The sequence below is a fragment of the Olleya sp. KJ81-1 genome (assembly GCF_055808135.1).
Map to the genome: position 1 here is coordinate 554,731 of NZ_CM147854.1, position 17,363 is coordinate 572,093.

Consider the following 17,363-nt stretch of genomic DNA (forward strand, 5'->3'; position numbering starts at 1 on the left):
AACATTTTTTTAGTTTTTAAGCTTTAAATAAAGCTTGCGAATCTTATTATATAAATAGGTATTAGTTTGCACATAATAAAAAGAAATAAAGCACACAACCACCATAAAAGCAATAGCACCAAGGATAGCTTGGGTTGGATTTAAACTTTTATAAAAAAAGTGTTTTAAGCTTAAACCTGTAAAACTACCGTAGATAATCATAAAATGAATGACATAGATAGACAACGTTTTTTGACCGATTTTAGTAATTATAGCTTGTTTAAGATAAGTTTCAAAAGTGTAAAAGATCCCAAAGATTACCAATACATTTCCAAGTCTGCTAAACAAATAATTGTAGTTAGCACTTCTGGTAAATAAAGGTAAATTAAATAGGCTATCTAGTAGTTTTAAAGTTGGACTAGAATAATAAATCATAAACACACCTATAATTAAAAAGGCAGCAATTTTAATAGGTTTATAGTTGTTTTTATGTCCAAATTTAGCAAATAGTACAGCAATAAAACCACCAAATGCAACGTAGCCAAACCATGGAATTATAGTAAATACCGATCCATGTTGTAAGCTTAAGTAATTAGAGAATAATATTGGCGCGTTTTCAATTTTTAAGGTTCGGTATAATGGCTCTGACACAAAAATACTAAAGCCTATTATTAAAAATAATGCGGCTAAAACCCATTCATTTTTAAAACTTATTTTAAATAAAAAAATTAAAATTAATAAGGATAGACCTATGCATTGTAAGACATCTACTTGTAAAAAATTCATGTTAACTTGCCCATACATTAAACTAATAAACGAAAAGCGCAAGGCATAACCCAATACAATTAACAGTAAGCCTCGATTTATTCCTTTTTTAATTCGCTCTTGTTCTGTACCTTTTTCTTTAGCTTTTAATAATAAAAATACAAATACTAAACCTGTAATAGTAAAAAAGGTTGGAGCTGTAATCCCTCTAAAATAAGCCCAAATATTATAAATAGTATTGGAAGTGTCCCGATAAATTGCGTTTAAAAGCGAGTCTATAAAATGACCTTGTAACATCATTAGTATAGCAAAAGCTCTGACAGCATCAAGAAAAAAAGTCTAGTTGGTTTCAAATGGTATTTTTGTTAGGGTTGTAAAGATAATAGTTATATTTAAAGTCTAAAACTTTGTAGTTATATGTATGATAAAATAAATGACTTTATAGCAGATTTTGCCTCTTTTGTTTGGGGTTTACCACTACTAATTTTATTAATTGGAGGTGGATTATACCTGCTAATTTTGTCTAAGTTTTTACCGTTTAGATATTTAGGTCATGCCATACAAATATTACGTGGTAAGTATGATAATCAGGATGACGAAGGAGAAATCACTCATTTTCAAGCATTAACCACAGCCTTATCCTCTACCATTGGTATGGGTAATATTGCTGGTGTGGCAGTCGCAATTTCTATTGGAGGACCAGGCTCTGTATTTTGGATGTGGATTAGTGCAGTAGTTGGTATGTCAACCAAGTTTTTTACTTCAAGTTTAGCTATAATGTATCGTGGTAAGGATAGCGAAGGTAATACACAAGGTGGTCCAATGTATTTTATAATGGAAGGATTAGGTAAACACTGGAAGCCATTAGCGGTTTTGTTTAGTTTTTGTGGTTTGATTGGTGCTTTACCAGTATTTAACGTTAATCAATTAACGCAAGCCATTAATGATATTGTTTTAAAGCCTAACGGAATTACAGTAAATTTTACCTCCAATTTAGTTATTGGTTTGGTATTAGTTACTATAACATCTGTTGTAATTTTAGGTGGTTTAAACAGAATTAGTAAAGTAGCATCCAAATTAGTACCAAGTATGGTGTTGCTATATTTTGTGTTAATTCTTATTATTTTGTTCGCTAATGCGGAAGTCGTGCCAACTTATTTTAAACTTATTTTTACAGATGCTTTTGCAGCAGAAAATTATAAAGGAGATGCTTTTTTAGGTGGTCTTTTAGGTGGATTAATAATTTTGGGTGTTCGTCGTGGTGCATTTTCAAACGAAGCTGGTATTGGTACAGCACCTTTAGCACATGGAGCAGCAAAAACTAACGAACCTATTCGTGAAGGTTTAGTTGCTATGCTAGGACCAGCAATAGATACTTTAATAGTTTGTACGCTTACTGCTTTGGCAATTTTGGTAACAGGTGTTTGGCAAACTACAGAAGCTAATGGAGTAAGCCTAACAGCTAATGCTTTTGGAGCAGCAATGCCAACTTTTGGACGCTATTTATTATTGCTTTGTATTGTAATATTTAGTGTGTCATCATTGTTTTCTTATGCCTATTATGGCGGAAAATGTCTATCGTTTTTAATAGGAGATAAACACAAACATTATTATAATTATTTTTATATACTAAGTATTATTTTAGGAGCAACAACATCACTTGCGTTAATGATTAATTTGATTGATGGTGTTTTTGCTTTAATGGCAATTCCAACTATGACAGCAACTTTAATATTGGCTCCTAAAGTTTTAAAAGAAGCTAAAGCATATTTTAAAAGGATGAAAGAAATTTAAATTTTATTTACCGAAGCTTTAAACTGTTGAGGCGTCATTAGTTCCATTTTTTTAAACTGTCGGTTAAAATAACTGGTGTTATTAAATCCAGATTTAAATGCAATTTCGGACATTCTAAAATCTTTGGATTCTTTAATCAGTTTTTTAGAAAATTTAATTTTTTCAGAATTTATATAATCAATAGGAGAGATACCTAAGGTGTTTTTAAACTGTTTATGGAAGTGAGACGTGCTCATGTAGGCTTTTTTAGCAAGTAGGTCTACACTAATATCTTTATTGGTTAAATTGTCTTTAATATATTTAATAACCGTTCCAATTCTAGTATCATTAAAAATCTGATTAGGGTCGTTTATAATTAAGGACTTTGCTTTAGTTTGAAGCAGTCTAACAATCAATTCTTGTATCATTAAATCTAGTAATACATCTTTAGATTTGTTGTTATTAGTAAAGGTGTAGGTTAGTCTTTCAATTAAATGATTAACATCTGTATTGTTTATTAAATGAGAAGTGGTTTCATTTAAATCCCAACTGTTATTTTCATTTTCAATAGCCACTTGTTGGTTAAATTTTTCTACAACCTCATTAATTTTAAAAGCATCAATACCTAAGGCTAAACATTGTGTTGGTTGTTCTTTTGTGGCAATAGGAAAATCAATTACCATTTCTTTATTGGTTGGCATCACTACAGATTCACCTGGAAAAAAATCAAAAGGGTCAAAACCATCTAAATGCATAACTTTCTGTCCAGTTAGCATACTTGCAATAATCGGAAAGTTAAACGTCAACGAGACTTTTTCCGCGAAAGCGTGAGTTTCAAAAATATTAAGCTCGGCATAATCTGCATTATACGTTGTTCTGTTTTCCACTAAGGTGGTCAGTTTTCTGTTGCTTTTATGATTGTTTAATAAGGACTGCATAATCAATACTACAATAAAATTTGAACATAAATTTGTTAATAATAGATATGTTCAAGATTATGATAATTCTGTTCAATTAAATTAGAATATGATAAAATAACTTTATCAAAACTAAAGATAATCTATTTTTTAAACTAATAAATTATCTAATTACTAATTTAACATGAAATTATATGAGTTATTCTAAACCTGAATTTAAAGAACAATATGGCAATTTTATAAACGGAAAATTTATAGAACCTTTAGGTGGACAATATTTTGAGAACACCTCTCCAATAGATAATAGTTTAATTGCTAAATATCCAAGATCTCAAAAAGAAGATGTCGAAATGGCTTTAGATGCAGCCAATGCAGCAAAGGAAGCTTGGGGAAATACCTCAGCAACGGAACGTTCTAATTTATTAAACAAAGTAGCAGATATTATTGAAGCCAATTTAGAAGAATTTGCTTTAGTTGAAACTTGTGATAATGGAAAACCAATAAGAGAAACGTTGAATGCAGATGTCCCATTGGCAGCAGACCATTGGCGTTATTTTGCAGCTTGTATTAGATCGGAAGAAGGTAGTGCAACAGAGTTGGACCAACACACATTATCCATGAATATTAAGGAGCCATTAGGTGTTGTAGGTCAAATTATACCATGGAACTTCCCATTATTAATGTTGTCATGGAAGTTGCCTCCAGCTTTAGTAACTGGTAACTGTGTAGTTTTAAAACCAGCCGAACAAACACCTTCTTCGGCAACTTTATTAATGGAGAAAATTGCAGATGTATTTCCTCCAGGAGTTGTAAATATTGTACACGGTTTTGGACCAGAAGCTGGTAAACCTTTAGCTTCAAGTCCTAAAGTAGATAAAGTTGCGTTTACAGGAGAAACTACAACAGGACAATTAATTATGCAATACGCATCCAAAAACTTAAATCCTGTAACAATGGAGTTAGGTGGTAAATCACCAAATGTATTTTTTAATTCTGTAATGGATGCAGACGATGCGTATTTAGACAAAGCTATTGAAGGAGCAGTTTTATTTGCGTTTAATCAAGGTGAAGTTTGTACGTGTCCTTCAAGAATTTTAGTTCAAGAAGATATTTACGATGCTTTTATGGAGCGCGTTATAGAACGTACTAATGCAATTGTACAAGATAATCCTTACGATGTTAACACCATGGTTGGTGCACAAGCGTCTAACGATCAATACCAAAAAATACAATCTTATTTTAAGATTGGTAAAGACGAAGGTGCCAAAGTACTAACAGGAGGAGATGCTAAAAAACTAGAAGGAGATTTAGCAAATGGATTTTACATTCAGCCAACTATTTTAGAAGGACATAATAAAATGAGAGTTTTTCAAGAAGAAATTTTTGGTCCTGTAGCTTGTGTTACTAAATTTAAAGATGAAGCAGAAGCAATAGAAATTGCTAACGATACACTTTACGGACTTGGAGCAGGAGTGTGGACTAGAGATGCACACCAATTATACCAAATACCAAGAGCCATTAAAGCTGGTCGTGTTTGGGTAAATTGTTATCATGCTTATCCTGCACATGCACCATTTGGAGGTTATAAAAAATCTGGATTTGGTAGAGAAAACCATGTGATGATGCTTAATTACTATCGTCAAACTAAAAATATGTTAATCTCATACGATAAAAACAAATTAGGTTTCTTTTAGTAGAAACAGATTAATAGTATAAAAGGCTGACTTAAATTATAATTCAGCCTTTTTTAATAACTTTAAATTATGGAAAGAGTAGCAATCACAGAAGAGGCAGTAAAAGTATTAGAACAATTAAAAACAAAACATGGCGATTTAATTTTTCATCAAAGTGGAGGCTGTTGCGATGGTTCTGCTCCTATGTTATTCGAAAAAGGCGATTTGTATTTAGATGAAAGCGATATACTTTTAGGAACTTTAAATGGTGTTAATTTTTATATGAATCAAGACCAATTTGAATATTGGAAACACACACATTTAACAGTAGACATTACAGAAGGTCGTGGTGCAAGCTTCTCTTTAGAGATTCCGTTAGGTTTACGATTTTTAATTCATTCAAGATTATTAACTACAGAAGAGGAGGCTTTTTTTAATAACTGATTTTAAAAAGGAATTCCTATTTTAATAATTTAAGCTCTAAAAACCAACAATATTGTTGTTTTTAGGGCTTTTTTTGTGGGTATTCATTAATTATTTAACAAATAAGTATTAATTATATTGCTAAATTGATATATTTATGCTAAATTAATATATATGACAGTAGATTTGTGCCCAAATTGTGGATCAGACCATTACATTAAAAGCGGAATTGTTAACGATAGACAACGTTATAAGTGTAAAAAATGCAACTATTTCTTCTCTGTTAATAAGATAGGAAAGAAAATAGACGACTACTACGTTAATAAATCGTTACAGTTATACTTAGAAGGCTTAACCTATCGGGAAATTGAACGCATTTTAGGAATTTCTCATGTAAGCATCATGAATTGGGTAAAAAAGTACAACATAAAACGCCCATACAATTCCAATTATCACCCAACATATAAGATTTTAAACGCATCAGAGTTAGCTATTTATTTTAGTGATTCAAAAAACATAAAAGGTGCAGGCGTTGTAGTTACTGAGTTAGGAGATAAATTCATGTTGATTAAATGGGAACGCTTTAAGGATTAGTATAGTAAATTAACAAATAAATATATTAATTTTTTGTTAACACATTGTTTTTAAGAGCTTAGTAGTGCACACAAAACCAATTAACTACTAATTAATCCTTAAAACAATGAAAAAAACAACCGTATTATTGGTAGGACTCTTTTTAATGTCCTTTCAATTAATGACAGCTCAAGGCTCTCCCGATTACGATGGAGGTCTTAAGTTTAAGTTTAACGAAGATGGTTCTAAATATCTTCGGCTTATTTCTTGGGCACAAGTCCAAGCTAATTATAACACAGACGATACTTTTGATGCAAACGGAAATGAGAATAGTAAATTAAATTTTAATTTGCGTCGTGCTCGAATTTTGATGTTTGCACAAATTAATAAAGACTTTTTAATCGTAACACACTTCGGATTAAACAGTTTAACAAGTTCTACACTTAGTCCTACTGGAAAAGGAGATGGTTCTCAACTCTTTTTTCATGATGTTTGGGCACAATACAATTTAGGCAAAGACCACACAGTTGGTGGAGGTTTGCACTATTTTAATGGGATTTCTAGATTAAATAATCAAAGCACGCTTAATATGATGACGTTGGATAACAACCGTCAATCTTGGGCAACAATTGGGTTGTCGGATCAATTTGCGCGTCATTTAGGTGTATTTGCAAAAGGTAAATTTGATAAACTTCAATATCGCGTAGCTATTAATGATGCCTCTGTATCATCGTTAGATGCGCGTACTGCTGTTGCAGGTGGCGAAGCAGTTTATAATGGTCGTGCAACTTTAGGATCTAAAGATGCAGGTAAAACATATGCAGGTTATTTTGATTATAATTTCTTAGATCAAGAATCTAACTTTCTGCCTTACAAAGTAGGTAGTTATTTAGGTGGAAAAAAATATTTAATGTTGGAGCTGGTTTTTTCTTGCATCCAAAAGGATCTGTAATAGATACTGGTACTGCATTAACACCAAATTTAGAAGGTGAGGATGTTTCCATCTTTGCAGTAGATGCTTTTTATGATGCGCCTCTAGGTGATAATGGAAGCGCAATTACTGCTTATGCGGTCTATCAAAATAGCGATTACGGTAAAGATTATTTATATAGCGCTTATGGTACAGGAAGCATGATTTACGGTCATGTTGGTTATGTTATTAAAGGTGACAAAGCTAAAACACGTTATCAACCTTACGTAAGTTACGGTACTCATAGTTATGATGCTGTAAGTGATGATAGATCTACTTTAGGCATTGGAGTAAATGCGTATATGAGTGGACATAATTCAAAATTAACTTTAGAATATACAAATCAAGAATTTGGAGCATTGGATTCAAATACTATTTCGCTTCAAGCAATGATTTACCTATAAAAACTAACAACTATGAGTGATAAACAAAAACACGCAACAGCGTACTGGAAAGAAAACATTAAATACCTAGCAATATTACTTGTCATATGGTTTGTAGTGTCCTTTGGATGTGGCATTTTATTTAGAGAAGAATTAGACCAATTTAGGCTAGGAGGCTTTAAACTAGGCTTTTGGTTTGCCCAACAAGGATCCATTTATGTATTCGTAATTTTAATTTTCGTGTATGTAAGATTAATGAATAAACTAGATAAAAAATACGGTTTTGACGAGTAGTCTAAACTAATAACTTAAAAACTATAATATTATGAGTGTACAATTTTGGACATGGTTATTAGTAGGACTTACTTTTGCCTTATATTTTGGAATCGCAATTTGGGCCAGAGCAGGCTCAACAAAAGAATTTTATGTTGCTGGTGGAGGTGTTTCTCCGTTAGCAAATGGTATGGCTACAGCAGCCGATTGGATGAGTGCAGCCTCCTTTATTAGTATGGCTGGTATTATTTCCTTTTCAGGTTATGATGGATCGGTTTATTTAATGGGTTGGACTGGTGGATATGTGCTTTTAGCTTTATTATTAGCACCATATTTGCGTAAGTTTGGTAAGTTTACAGTACCTGATTTTATTGGTGATAGGTATTACTCCAATACCGCAAGAACAGTAGTTGTAATTTGTGCATTAATTGTATCATTTACTTACGTTGCAGGACAAATGCGAGGTGTTGGTATTGTATTTTCTCAATTTTTACAAGTGGATATTAATATTGGAGTTGCTATTGGTATGGCAGTGGTTTTAACCTTTGCTTTATTAGGAGGAATGAAAGGAATCACATACACACAAGTAGCACAATATTGTGTGTTAATATTTGCATTTATGGTGCCTGCATTTTTTATATCAATGCAAATGACCGGAAATATTATTCCGCAAATAGGGATGGGAAGTAAGGTAGAAGGTGGTGCATTTTTGCTAGATAAATTAGACACTTTACACACACAGTTAGGTTTTAATGAATATACTAGCGGAACAAAATCTACTTGGGATGTGTTTGCAATTACATTGGCTTTAATGACAGGTACTGCAGGATTACCACACGTAATTGTGCGTTTTTTCACAGTACCAAAAGTAAAAGATGCACGTAAATCTGCTGGTTATGCTTTGTTTTTAATCGCTATTTTATATACTACTGCACCTGCAATTGCAGTGTTTTCAAGAACTAATTTAATAGAAACGGTTAGTAATAAAGAGTATAAAGAAATCCCAGAATGGTTTAAAAATTGGGAGAATACAGGATTGATAGCATGGTCTGATAAAAATGGAGATGGAAAAATTCAATATGTTGCTGGAGATGCTTTATCAGGTAAAAAACCAGAATATACAGATGCACGAGGCGCAAGTGGAGAGCGTATAGTAGCTAATGTAAGTGATGCTTCAAACGAGCTATATGTAGATAGAGATATTATGGTATTGGCAAACCCAGAGATTGCAAATCTGCCTAATTGGGTTATTGGTTTAGTAGCAGCCGGAGGATTGGCAGCAGCATTATCTACAGCAGCAGGATTATTATTGGTAATTTCAACATCTGTGTCTCATGATTTAGTTAAAAAGCAATTAAAACCAGATATTTCTGATAAAGACGAATTAAAGGTAGCTAGAATAGCCATATTTGTAGCTATATTAATTGCAGGTTACTTTGGTATTAATCCGCCCGGATTTGTGGCAGCAGTCGTCGCGCTAGCATTTGGTTTGGCAGCAGCCTCCTTTTTTCCTGCTATTATTTTAGGAATATTTGATAAACGTATGAATAGTCAAGGTGCCATTTCTGGTATGGTTGTCGGTATTGTTTTAATGCTGTTCTACATGATGAAATTTAAACTAAACATGTTTGGTGGTGGTACAAGTGCAGATTGGTGGTTTGGTACATCTCCAGAAGGATTTGGTACCATTGCAATGTGTGTAAATGTAGTAATATCATTAGTGGTGTCTAGATTAACACCTGCACCACCTCAAGATGTACAAGATATGGTTGAAAGTATTAGAATCCCTTCAGGAGCTGGAGAAGCTCAAGACCATTAAAACATTGAGTTCGGTCTGAGTATTTTTCCGCGAAAGCGAAAATGTATTGAGCTTAATTTTAATTTAGTTAGTTAGAAAGTCAGCATTACAAATTGTAGTGCTGATTTTCTTATATTAGTAACATCATAAATTTTTCGCTTTCGCGGAAAGCAAAACCAATTAACCTAATGAAAAAAAGACACGAACAAAAGCTAGTGGTATTATCAATAGCATTGTGTTTAATTTTTAATATTCCGTTTATTTTAGTTTTCAATTTTGAAGGTGCCATTTTTGGAATCCCAACCTTATATTTATCAATATTTTCAATTTGGTTGTTATCCATAGTTATTTCATATATCGTATTAAAACGCCACTATGAATAATTACGCATTAATAGCCATAATTGTCATCTATTTAGCAGTGTTATTTTACATTGCTTTTCTTGCTGAAAAAAAACGACAAAGCAAATGGGTTAATAATCCCTATGTCTATACGTTGTCATTAGCAGTCTATTGTTCGGCATGGACGTATTACGGAAGTGTTGGAATTGCAGCAAATTCAGGAATCAATTTTTTACCAATTTATTTAGGACCAGTTATAGCTGCGCCTTTATGGATTGTAGTGCTTAGAAAGATTATTAGTATTTCTAAACAACATAAAATTTCATCTATTGCAGATTTTATATCCTTACGTTATGGAAATAGTCGATTTCTTGGTGCTTTAGTAACTATTATTTGCTTATTCGGAACCTTGCCATACATTTCATTGCAATTAAAAGCAGTTTCAGAAACGTTTGAAATAATGTCCGACGATACTAGTTATGTTTCTACCGCAGTAATTGACGATTCTACTTTTTACGTCGCTTTATTATTAGCAATATTCGCTACTTTTTTCGGGACTCAAAATGCGGATGCTTCGGAAAAACATAAAGGTATTATTGCTACAGTAGCTTTTGAGTCGGTTTTAAAACTAGTCTTCTTTTTAGCAATCGGTGTTTATGTCACGTTTTATCTATTTGATGGAACAACAGATATTTACGAGAAAATTTCAGTTACCGAAAACTTTAAACAGCTCACCACACTTAGTGGGATAGAAGATGGTTTTAACTGGTTTTTCTTGATAGGCTTGTCCTTTATGGCTATATTTTTATTACCAAGACAATTTCAGGTTTCGGTTTTAGAAAACAATAGAGAAAAACATCTTAAAAAAGCAATTTGGCTGTTTCCATTGTATTTATTGTTATTTAATCTGTTTGTTATTTTTATTGCTTGGGCTGGAAAATTAACTTTTGGAGATACTCAAAATGCAGAGTATTACTCACTGTTAATACCATTAGAAAACGGAAATTCTTTTCTAGCAACACTAGTTTTTTTAGGAGGTTTCTCTGCTGTAATATCCATGGTAATTGTATCTACTTTGGCGTTGTCTACAATGGTGAGTAACAACTTGATTATTCCTTATGGTTTTTTAGATAAGTTTATTAAAAACCAACCAGAACGAAATTCAAAATACATTAAGAACATTCGTCGTATTTCTATTTTTACTATTATAATTTCGGCTTATTTCTTTTATGTTTCTTTTTCAAAAGAATTATCGTTGTACTCCATAGGGTTAATTTCATTTGTCATAATATCACAGTTAGCACCTTCATTTTTTATAGGATTATATTGGAATAGAGGTGCTTCTAAAGCAGCAATTACAGGTATAATTGTAGGTTTTTTTATAGCAATTTATACTTTGGTGTTACCCTTTACATTACAGGCTTATACAGGTAAGGATGATTTTACTCAGTTAGGGTTATTCGGTATTTCAGCTTTAAAACCTTATGCTTTATTTGGTATCGATTTTTTAAGTCCACCTGCGCATGCGTTTTTCTGGAGTATGACATTTAATATTATGAGTTATTTAGTGTTTTCATTAACCTCAAAAGGTAATTACCGAGAGCGTAATTATGCAGAGATGTTTGTGGATAGTAATAATTTTACAACGCTTCAGGATAGTGCATTGGTCTGGAAAGGTGAAGCACATGTTGCAGATATTAAAAATGTATTAATTCGTTTTTTAGGTGAAAAAAGAGCCACTCGAGCATTAAATATATTCTTCACAAAATATAAGTTGCCTCAAGACACCCAATTGGCAGATGCAAGATTAATTAATTTTTCAGAAAAATTGTTAACAGGAAGTATTGGTTCGGCTTCAGCTAAAATATTAATTGCAAGTGTTGTAAAAGAAGAACAGATTAGCTTAGTAGAAGTGTTAAAGATTTTGGAAGAGTCTAAAGAAAACATTGTTAGCAACAAGGTACTTCTAGAAAAATCTAACGAATTGTCTCAACTGTCTTCAAAATTAAAAGATGCAAATGAAGAATTAATTAGTAAAGACAAACAAAAAGACGAGTTTTTAGATACAGTTGCACATGAGCTTAAAACACCAATTACAGGTATTAGAGCTGCAACCGAACTATTAATGGATGATGACGATGATATGCCAAAAGACATTAAAGCTCAGTTTTTAAAAAACATCTTGCAAGATACTGATCGTTTAGGACGGTTAATACATAATATATTAGATTTTGAAAAGCTTGAAACTGGTCGTTTACATTTAGACTTACAATATCACGATATTCAAAAAACAATCCACCAAGCCATTAGCAGTATCTCTCAGATTGCAGCTAAAAAAGAGGTTAAAATAATTAATAATAATCCACATACATTTAGTACTAAATATGATGAGGATCGCATCCTTCAGGTTTTAATTAATTTATTATCCAATGCAATTAAATTTTGTAATCCAAAAACAGGAGTTATTGAAATAGACTATAAGTTAGGAAATCAAACTGTAGAAATCTCGGTAACTGATAATGGTAAAGGGATTCCAGAAGAAGACCATAAGTTTATTTTTGATAAATTTTACCAGTCAAAACACCAAAATACTATTAAACCACAGGGTAGCGGATTAGGTTTAGCAATCACAAAACAAATCGTAGAAAAGCATAACGGAAAAATTTGGGCAAAAAAAGACGTTAAAAATGGCGCAACGCTTGTTTTTACCATACCTTTTAAGTAAATTGTTATCGTAAAGTATGAAGAAGAAAATTTTAATTGTAGACGACGAACCTAATATTGTAATGTCGTTAGAATATACCTTCAAAAAACAAGATTTTGAAGTGTTTATTGCAAGAGATGGAAGTGAGGCTTTAGAGATATTAAAACATCATATTCCTAATGTAGTTTTGTTAGATATTATGATGCCAAATGTAGACGGTTATCAAACATTAACACATATTAAAAATACGGACAGTTTAAAGAATACTAAAGTGGTATTTTTAACTGCTAAAAATAAGGCTTCAGATATTGAAAAAGGTTTAAAACTTGGAGCAGATAAGTATTTAACAAAACCTTTTTCAGTAAAAAAAATAGTTTCAGAAATTATGGAGCTAGTGACTTAAAACAGTTTTTTAAGTTTATTTAAAATTGGTTTTGTGTGCAAACAAACTAAGTTTAATTAAAGTTTAAAGACATGAAATTTCACATCAATCCATTAGCGTCAGATATTATAATTAGTATTTATGTTATCGCTACGCTTTATCTTAGGTTTAAATTTGAAAGTCAAACCTATACAAGTCCAATGCTGTCTATAGTTTTAGGGCTTTGTTTTGTGCTTATAATCTATGCACTTGTCAAGTTAAAAGTACTTAATCCTAATTGGTTTGGCTTATTTAATTCTAAAAAAGCCTAGCTATGTATTATCAAGAATTTTATAAAAAAAGTATAGAGCAACCAAAGCAATTTTGGCAAGAACAGGCCTCGCAATTGGATTGGTTTACGGCACCAAAAAACATATTGTCTAAAGATAAATATGACTATGATCAATGGTTTCAGGATGGAGAGCTTAACCTAAGTTATTTGTGTATTGACAAACATATCAAAGAAGGATTTGGAGATCAAAATGCAATTATTTACGATTCGCCAGTTACTAATGTAAAACAGCATATTACCTTTAATCAATTACACCACGAAGTATCAAAACTTGCAGGTGGATTACAAAGTTTAGGATTGCAAAAAGGCGATACGTGTATTATTTATATGCCTATGATTCCGCAAGCGTTATATGCTAAGTTGGCATGTGTTAGGATTGGTGTAATACACTCGGTTGTGTTTGGTGGTTTTGCACCACACGAGTTGGCTATTAGAATTAATGATTGTAAGCCAAAAGCAATTATTACTGCATCAAACGGAGTCGAAATCCAGAAAATTATTCCTTATAAACCTTTTGTAGATCAAGCAATCGCTAAAGCGGAAGTAAAGCCAGAACATGTTATAGTTTTTGATAGACAATTAGGTGTTGAGATTCCGAAGAAAAACTACGATGTAGATTATCAAACTTTAGTCGAAACATCTCCATCAATCGAAGCGATTTCGGTAAATTCCACACATCCTTCTTATATATTATATACTTCAGGAACCACAGGAACACCAAAAGGAATTATTAGAGATACAGGAGGTTATGCAACCGCTTTAAAATTCTCTATGAAATATATTTATGGTGTAAATGAAGGTGAAACATTTTGGGCAGCGAGTGATGTAGGTTGGGTTGTAGGACACAGTTTTATAGCTTACGGACCATTATTAAACCGCAACACAACTATTGTTTTTGAAGGGAAGCCTATTAAAACACCAGATGCGTCTACGTTTTGGCGTGTAATTAATGAGCATAATGTAAAAGCAATGTTTACTGCTCCAACAGCAATTAGAGCTATTAGAAAAGAAGACCCTAATGGTCAGATGTTAAAACGTTTTGATCTGTCAAGTTTAAAATATTTGTTTTTAGCAGGAGAGCGTTGTGATGTGGCAACCTTAAGTTGGACTGAAGAAAAACTTCAAATTCCTGTAATTGATCATTGGTGGCAAACCGAAAGCGGATGGCCAATGATTGCAAATATGGTTGGTGTTGCTTTACAAGACATAAAACCAGGTTCGGCTGGATTACCTGTATCAGGTTATGATATTAGCATATTAAATGAAGAAGGAGAGGAAGTAGAATCTAGTGTAGAAGGCTATGTTGCTATAAAATTACCATTACCACCAGGAACATTAAGTAACCTTTGGGGAAATCCAGAACGTTTTAAATCGGGCTATTTGGATCGTTTTCCTGGTTATTATTTTTCTGGAGATGGTGGTTACAAAGACGAAGATGGTTATGTGTTTATTACTGGTCGTGTAGACGATATTATAAACGTTGCTGGACATCGATTATCTACTGCCGAAATGGAAGAAATTGTCTCTTCACATAAATCTGTAGCAGAATGTGCTGTATTTGGCGTGCATTGCCAACTTAAAGGACAAAAGCCATTAGGCTTAGTGGTTTTAAAAACAGAAACAACTTTAAATAACGATGCTATTCAAAATGAAATTATACAAGATGTGCGTCGCGAAATAGGAGCAGTAGCCTCCTTTAGAGAGGTATTGGTAGTAAACCGATTACCAAAGACTAGAAGTGGAAAAATTCTTCGTAAATTGTTACGTAATATCGCTGATGAGCAACAGTATAATATACCGTCAACCATTGATGATGTTACAATTATAGACGAAATAAAAATAGTATATAAAACCCATAGTATTGGGATTCATAAATAAGTTATGGATACAATGCGCTTTAAATTATACGTCACATCGAGTGATTTTTGAGGTACGAGAAAATTGTATCGAGATGTAAAAAGATAAATAGCTATTTGTCACACTGAGCGCAGTCGAAGTGTCTAGAAAATAAAAACTAAATTAATAATATAAATATCCCAATAAACACAAGTATAGTGTTTAATAAATTAAACTAATTATGAGTAATTATCACATAAAACATTTAGAAGAGTACTACCAAGTTTACCGTAAATCCGTCAGAAACCCAGAGAGTTTTTGGGAAGAAATTGCCGAAGAGCATTTTATGTGGCGTAAAAAATGGGACAACGTTTTAAGCTGGGATTTTGATAAACCTGAAGTCAAATGGTTTGAAGGTGCCAAATTAAATATAACCGAAAACTGTATAGACAGACATTTATATACAAGAGGAGATAAAACAGCTATTATTTTTGAACCTAACAGTCCAGACGAAGAAGCGCTTCATATTACCTACAGAGAATTGCACGATCGCGTTTGTAGATTTGCAAACGTATTAAAAGAAAATGGAGTAGCTAAAGGAGACAGAGTCTGTATTTACTTACCAATGATTCCTGAATTGGCAGTTTCTGTATTAGCATGTGCACGTATAGGCGCAATTCATTCTGTTGTATTTGCAGGATTTTCGGCAACAGCCTTAGCAACCAGAATAAATGATAGTGATTGTAAAATGGTAATTACAAGTGATGGATCTTATCGTGGTGCAAAAACAATAGATTTAAAAGGTATTGTGGACGAAGCACTTCAGGATTGTCCTGGTGTAAATACTGTTTTAGTTGCAAAACGTATTAACTCAGACATTAATATGCAACAAGGTCGTGACCAATGGTTACAACCACTTTTGGACGAAGCGTATCATGACTGCGTACCAGAAATAATGGATGCAGAAGATCCGTTATTTATTTTATACACTTCAGGATCCACAGGTACACCAAAAGGTATGGTGCACACCACAGGAGGTTACATGGTATATTCGGCATATACGTTTAAAAATGTATTTCAATACAGAGAGCAAGACGTGTATTGGTGTACAGCAGATATTGGTTGGATTACTGGACACAGTTACATTGTTTACGGACCATTATGTAACGGAGCAACAACCGTAATGTTTGAAGGTGTACCAAGCTATCCGGATTTTGGACGCTTTTGGGAAATTGTCGAAAAACATAAAGTCAATCAGTTTTACACAGCACCAACAGCAATACGTGCCTTAGCTAAAGAAGGCGTAGAGCATTTAGAAAAACACGATTTATCCTCATTAAAAGTATTGGGTACAGTTGGCGAGCCAATTAACGAAGAAGCTTGGCATTGGTACGATGATAACGTTGGAAAACGTAAAGCTCCAATTGTAGATACCTGGTGGCAAACCGAAACTGGAGGAATAATGATTACACCAATCGCATTTGCAACACCAACAAAACCAACCTATGCAACCTTACCATTTATTGGTATTCAGCCAGCATTAATGGACGAGCATGGACAAGAAATAAAAGGAAATCAAGTCGATGGTCGTTTGTGTATAAAATTCCCTTGGCCAAGTATGGCAAGAACCATTTGGGGAAACCACCAACGTTATAAAGACACTTATTTCTCTGCCTACGAGGGTAAATATTTTACAGGAGATGGCGCATTACGTGATGAGGTTGGCTACTACAGGATAACTGGTCGTGTGGATGATGTTATTATTGTTTCAGGACATAACCTAGGTACTGCACCAATAGAAGATGCTATTAACGAGCATCCAGCTGTATCAGAAAGTGCAATTGTTGGCTTTCCGCACGATATTAAAGGAAACGCTTTATACGGTTACGTAACCCTTAAGGAAACAGGAGAAAGTAGAGATCAAGACAATTTACGTAAAGAGATTAATCAGTTAATTACTGAGCAAATAGGACCAATCGCTAAGTTAGATAAAATACAGTTTACCAATGGATTACCTAAAACACGAAGTGGTAAAATTATGCGTCGTATTTTACGTAAAATAGCAAGTAATGAGACAGAAAATTTAGGAGATACAAGTACATTATTAAATCCAGAATGTGTGCAAGAAATAATGGATAATGTACTGTAGTATCATTGTAAAAAAGCATGACAAAGCAAACTTAAATAGTAATATATAATTATTTATTTGGGCATTACACTTTTCCGCTTAGGCTACAAAGTG

Annotated in this window: 16 protein-coding genes; 14 read left to right on the forward strand and 2 right to left on the reverse strand. The window is 32.9% G+C overall.

Going from position 1 to position 17,363, the window contains the following annotated elements:
* Positions 1–9: 9 nt before the first annotated feature.
* Positions 10–1,044 (reverse strand): heparan-alpha-glucosaminide N-acetyltransferase domain-containing protein, encoded by a 1,035-nt coding sequence (locus AC0L3M_RS02635; protein ID WP_473431733.1) that lies wholly within the window; start codon positions 1,042–1,044, stop codon positions 10–12.
* A gap of 117 nt (positions 1,045–1,161) precedes the next feature.
* On the opposite strand from AC0L3M_RS02635, the gene AC0L3M_RS02640 reads away from it, so the two are divergent.
* On the forward strand, positions 1,162–2,538 hold the full coding sequence (locus AC0L3M_RS02640; RefSeq protein ID WP_473431734.1) for an alanine/glycine:cation symporter family protein: 1,377 nt from the start codon (positions 1,162–1,164) through the stop codon (positions 2,536–2,538).
* On the opposite strand, the gene AC0L3M_RS02645 is transcribed toward AC0L3M_RS02640, so the two are convergent.
* Positions 2,535–3,455 carry an AraC family transcriptional regulator gene (locus AC0L3M_RS02645; protein ID WP_473431735.1) on the reverse strand — a complete coding sequence of 307 codons (921 nt, stop codon included), beginning with the start codon at positions 3,453–3,455 and terminating at the stop codon, positions 2,535–2,537. The genes AC0L3M_RS02640 and AC0L3M_RS02645 overlap by 4 nt on opposite strands.
* 173 nt (positions 3,456–3,628) lie before the next feature.
* Here AC0L3M_RS02645 and AC0L3M_RS02650 point away from each other — a divergent pair, with 173 nt between their 5' ends.
* The 13 genes from AC0L3M_RS02650 to acs all read left to right on the forward strand — a co-directional run bounded on the left by AC0L3M_RS02650 (position 3,629) and on the right by acs (position 17,270).
* The gene (locus tag AC0L3M_RS02650) at positions 3,629–5,128 is read left to right on the forward strand and encodes an aldehyde dehydrogenase family protein (protein WP_473431736.1); all 1,500 of its coding nucleotides are present in this window, start codon (positions 3,629–3,631) and stop codon (positions 5,126–5,128) included.
* 69 nt (positions 5,129–5,197) lie between these two features.
* Complete coding sequence (locus AC0L3M_RS02655; protein WP_473431737.1) at positions 5,198–5,551, forward strand: DUF779 domain-containing protein; 354 nt, start codon at positions 5,198–5,200, stop codon at positions 5,549–5,551.
* A gap of 153 nt (positions 5,552–5,704) precedes the next feature.
* The gene (locus tag AC0L3M_RS02660; protein ID WP_145001459.1) at positions 5,705–6,124 is read left to right on the forward strand and encodes a transposase-like zinc-binding domain-containing protein; all 420 of its coding nucleotides are present in this window, start codon (positions 5,705–5,707) and stop codon (positions 6,122–6,124) included.
* 106 nt (positions 6,125–6,230) lie between these two features.
* The gene (locus AC0L3M_RS02665) at positions 6,231–7,055 is read left to right on the forward strand and encodes a hypothetical protein (protein WP_473431738.1); all 825 of its coding nucleotides are present in this window, start codon (positions 6,231–6,233) and stop codon (positions 7,053–7,055) included.
* Positions 7,034–7,477: a hypothetical protein gene (locus AC0L3M_RS02670; RefSeq protein WP_473431739.1), complete on the forward strand. Its 444-nt coding sequence runs from the start codon at positions 7,034–7,036 to the stop codon at positions 7,475–7,477. Before AC0L3M_RS02665 ends, AC0L3M_RS02670 begins: the two co-directional genes overlap by 22 nt.
* A 12-nt stretch (positions 7,478–7,489) precedes the next feature.
* Positions 7,490–7,750, forward strand: coding sequence for a DUF4212 domain-containing protein (locus tag AC0L3M_RS02675; RefSeq protein WP_292949116.1), 261 nt, complete (start codon positions 7,490–7,492; stop codon positions 7,748–7,750).
* A 31-nt stretch (positions 7,751–7,781) separates the two neighbouring features.
* Positions 7,782–9,548, forward strand: a complete 1,767-nt coding sequence (locus tag AC0L3M_RS02680) for a sodium:solute symporter family protein (RefSeq protein ID WP_473431740.1) — start codon at positions 7,782–7,784, stop codon at positions 9,546–9,548.
* Between the two features lie 167 nt (positions 9,549–9,715).
* The gene (locus tag AC0L3M_RS02685; RefSeq protein ID WP_473431741.1) at positions 9,716–9,910 is read left to right on the forward strand and encodes a hypothetical protein; all 195 of its coding nucleotides are present in this window, start codon (positions 9,716–9,718) and stop codon (positions 9,908–9,910) included.
* Complete coding sequence (locus AC0L3M_RS02690; protein WP_473431742.1) at positions 9,903–12,593, forward strand: ATP-binding protein; 2,691 nt, start codon at positions 9,903–9,905, stop codon at positions 12,591–12,593. Before AC0L3M_RS02685 ends, AC0L3M_RS02690 begins: the two co-directional genes overlap by 8 nt.
* 16 nt (positions 12,594–12,609) lie before the next feature.
* Entirely contained in the window at positions 12,610–12,975 is a 366-nt protein-coding gene (locus AC0L3M_RS02695; RefSeq protein ID WP_145001464.1) for a response regulator transcription factor, read from the forward strand.
* A 71-nt stretch (positions 12,976–13,046) separates the two neighbouring features.
* A complete protein-coding gene (locus AC0L3M_RS02700) occupies positions 13,047–13,265 on the forward strand; it encodes a hypothetical protein (RefSeq protein ID WP_292949106.1) in 219 nt (72 codons plus the stop codon).
* 2 nt (positions 13,266–13,267) lie between these two features.
* The gene (locus AC0L3M_RS02705) at positions 13,268–15,163 is read left to right on the forward strand and encodes an acetate--CoA ligase (RefSeq protein WP_473431743.1); all 1,896 of its coding nucleotides are present in this window, start codon (positions 13,268–13,270) and stop codon (positions 15,161–15,163) included.
* Positions 15,164–15,362: 199 nt separating this feature from the next.
* The gene (gene acs, locus AC0L3M_RS02710) at positions 15,363–17,270 is read left to right on the forward strand and encodes an acetate--CoA ligase (RefSeq protein ID WP_473431744.1); all 1,908 of its coding nucleotides are present in this window, start codon (positions 15,363–15,365) and stop codon (positions 17,268–17,270) included.
* The last annotated feature ends 93 nt before the right edge of the window (positions 17,271–17,363 follow it).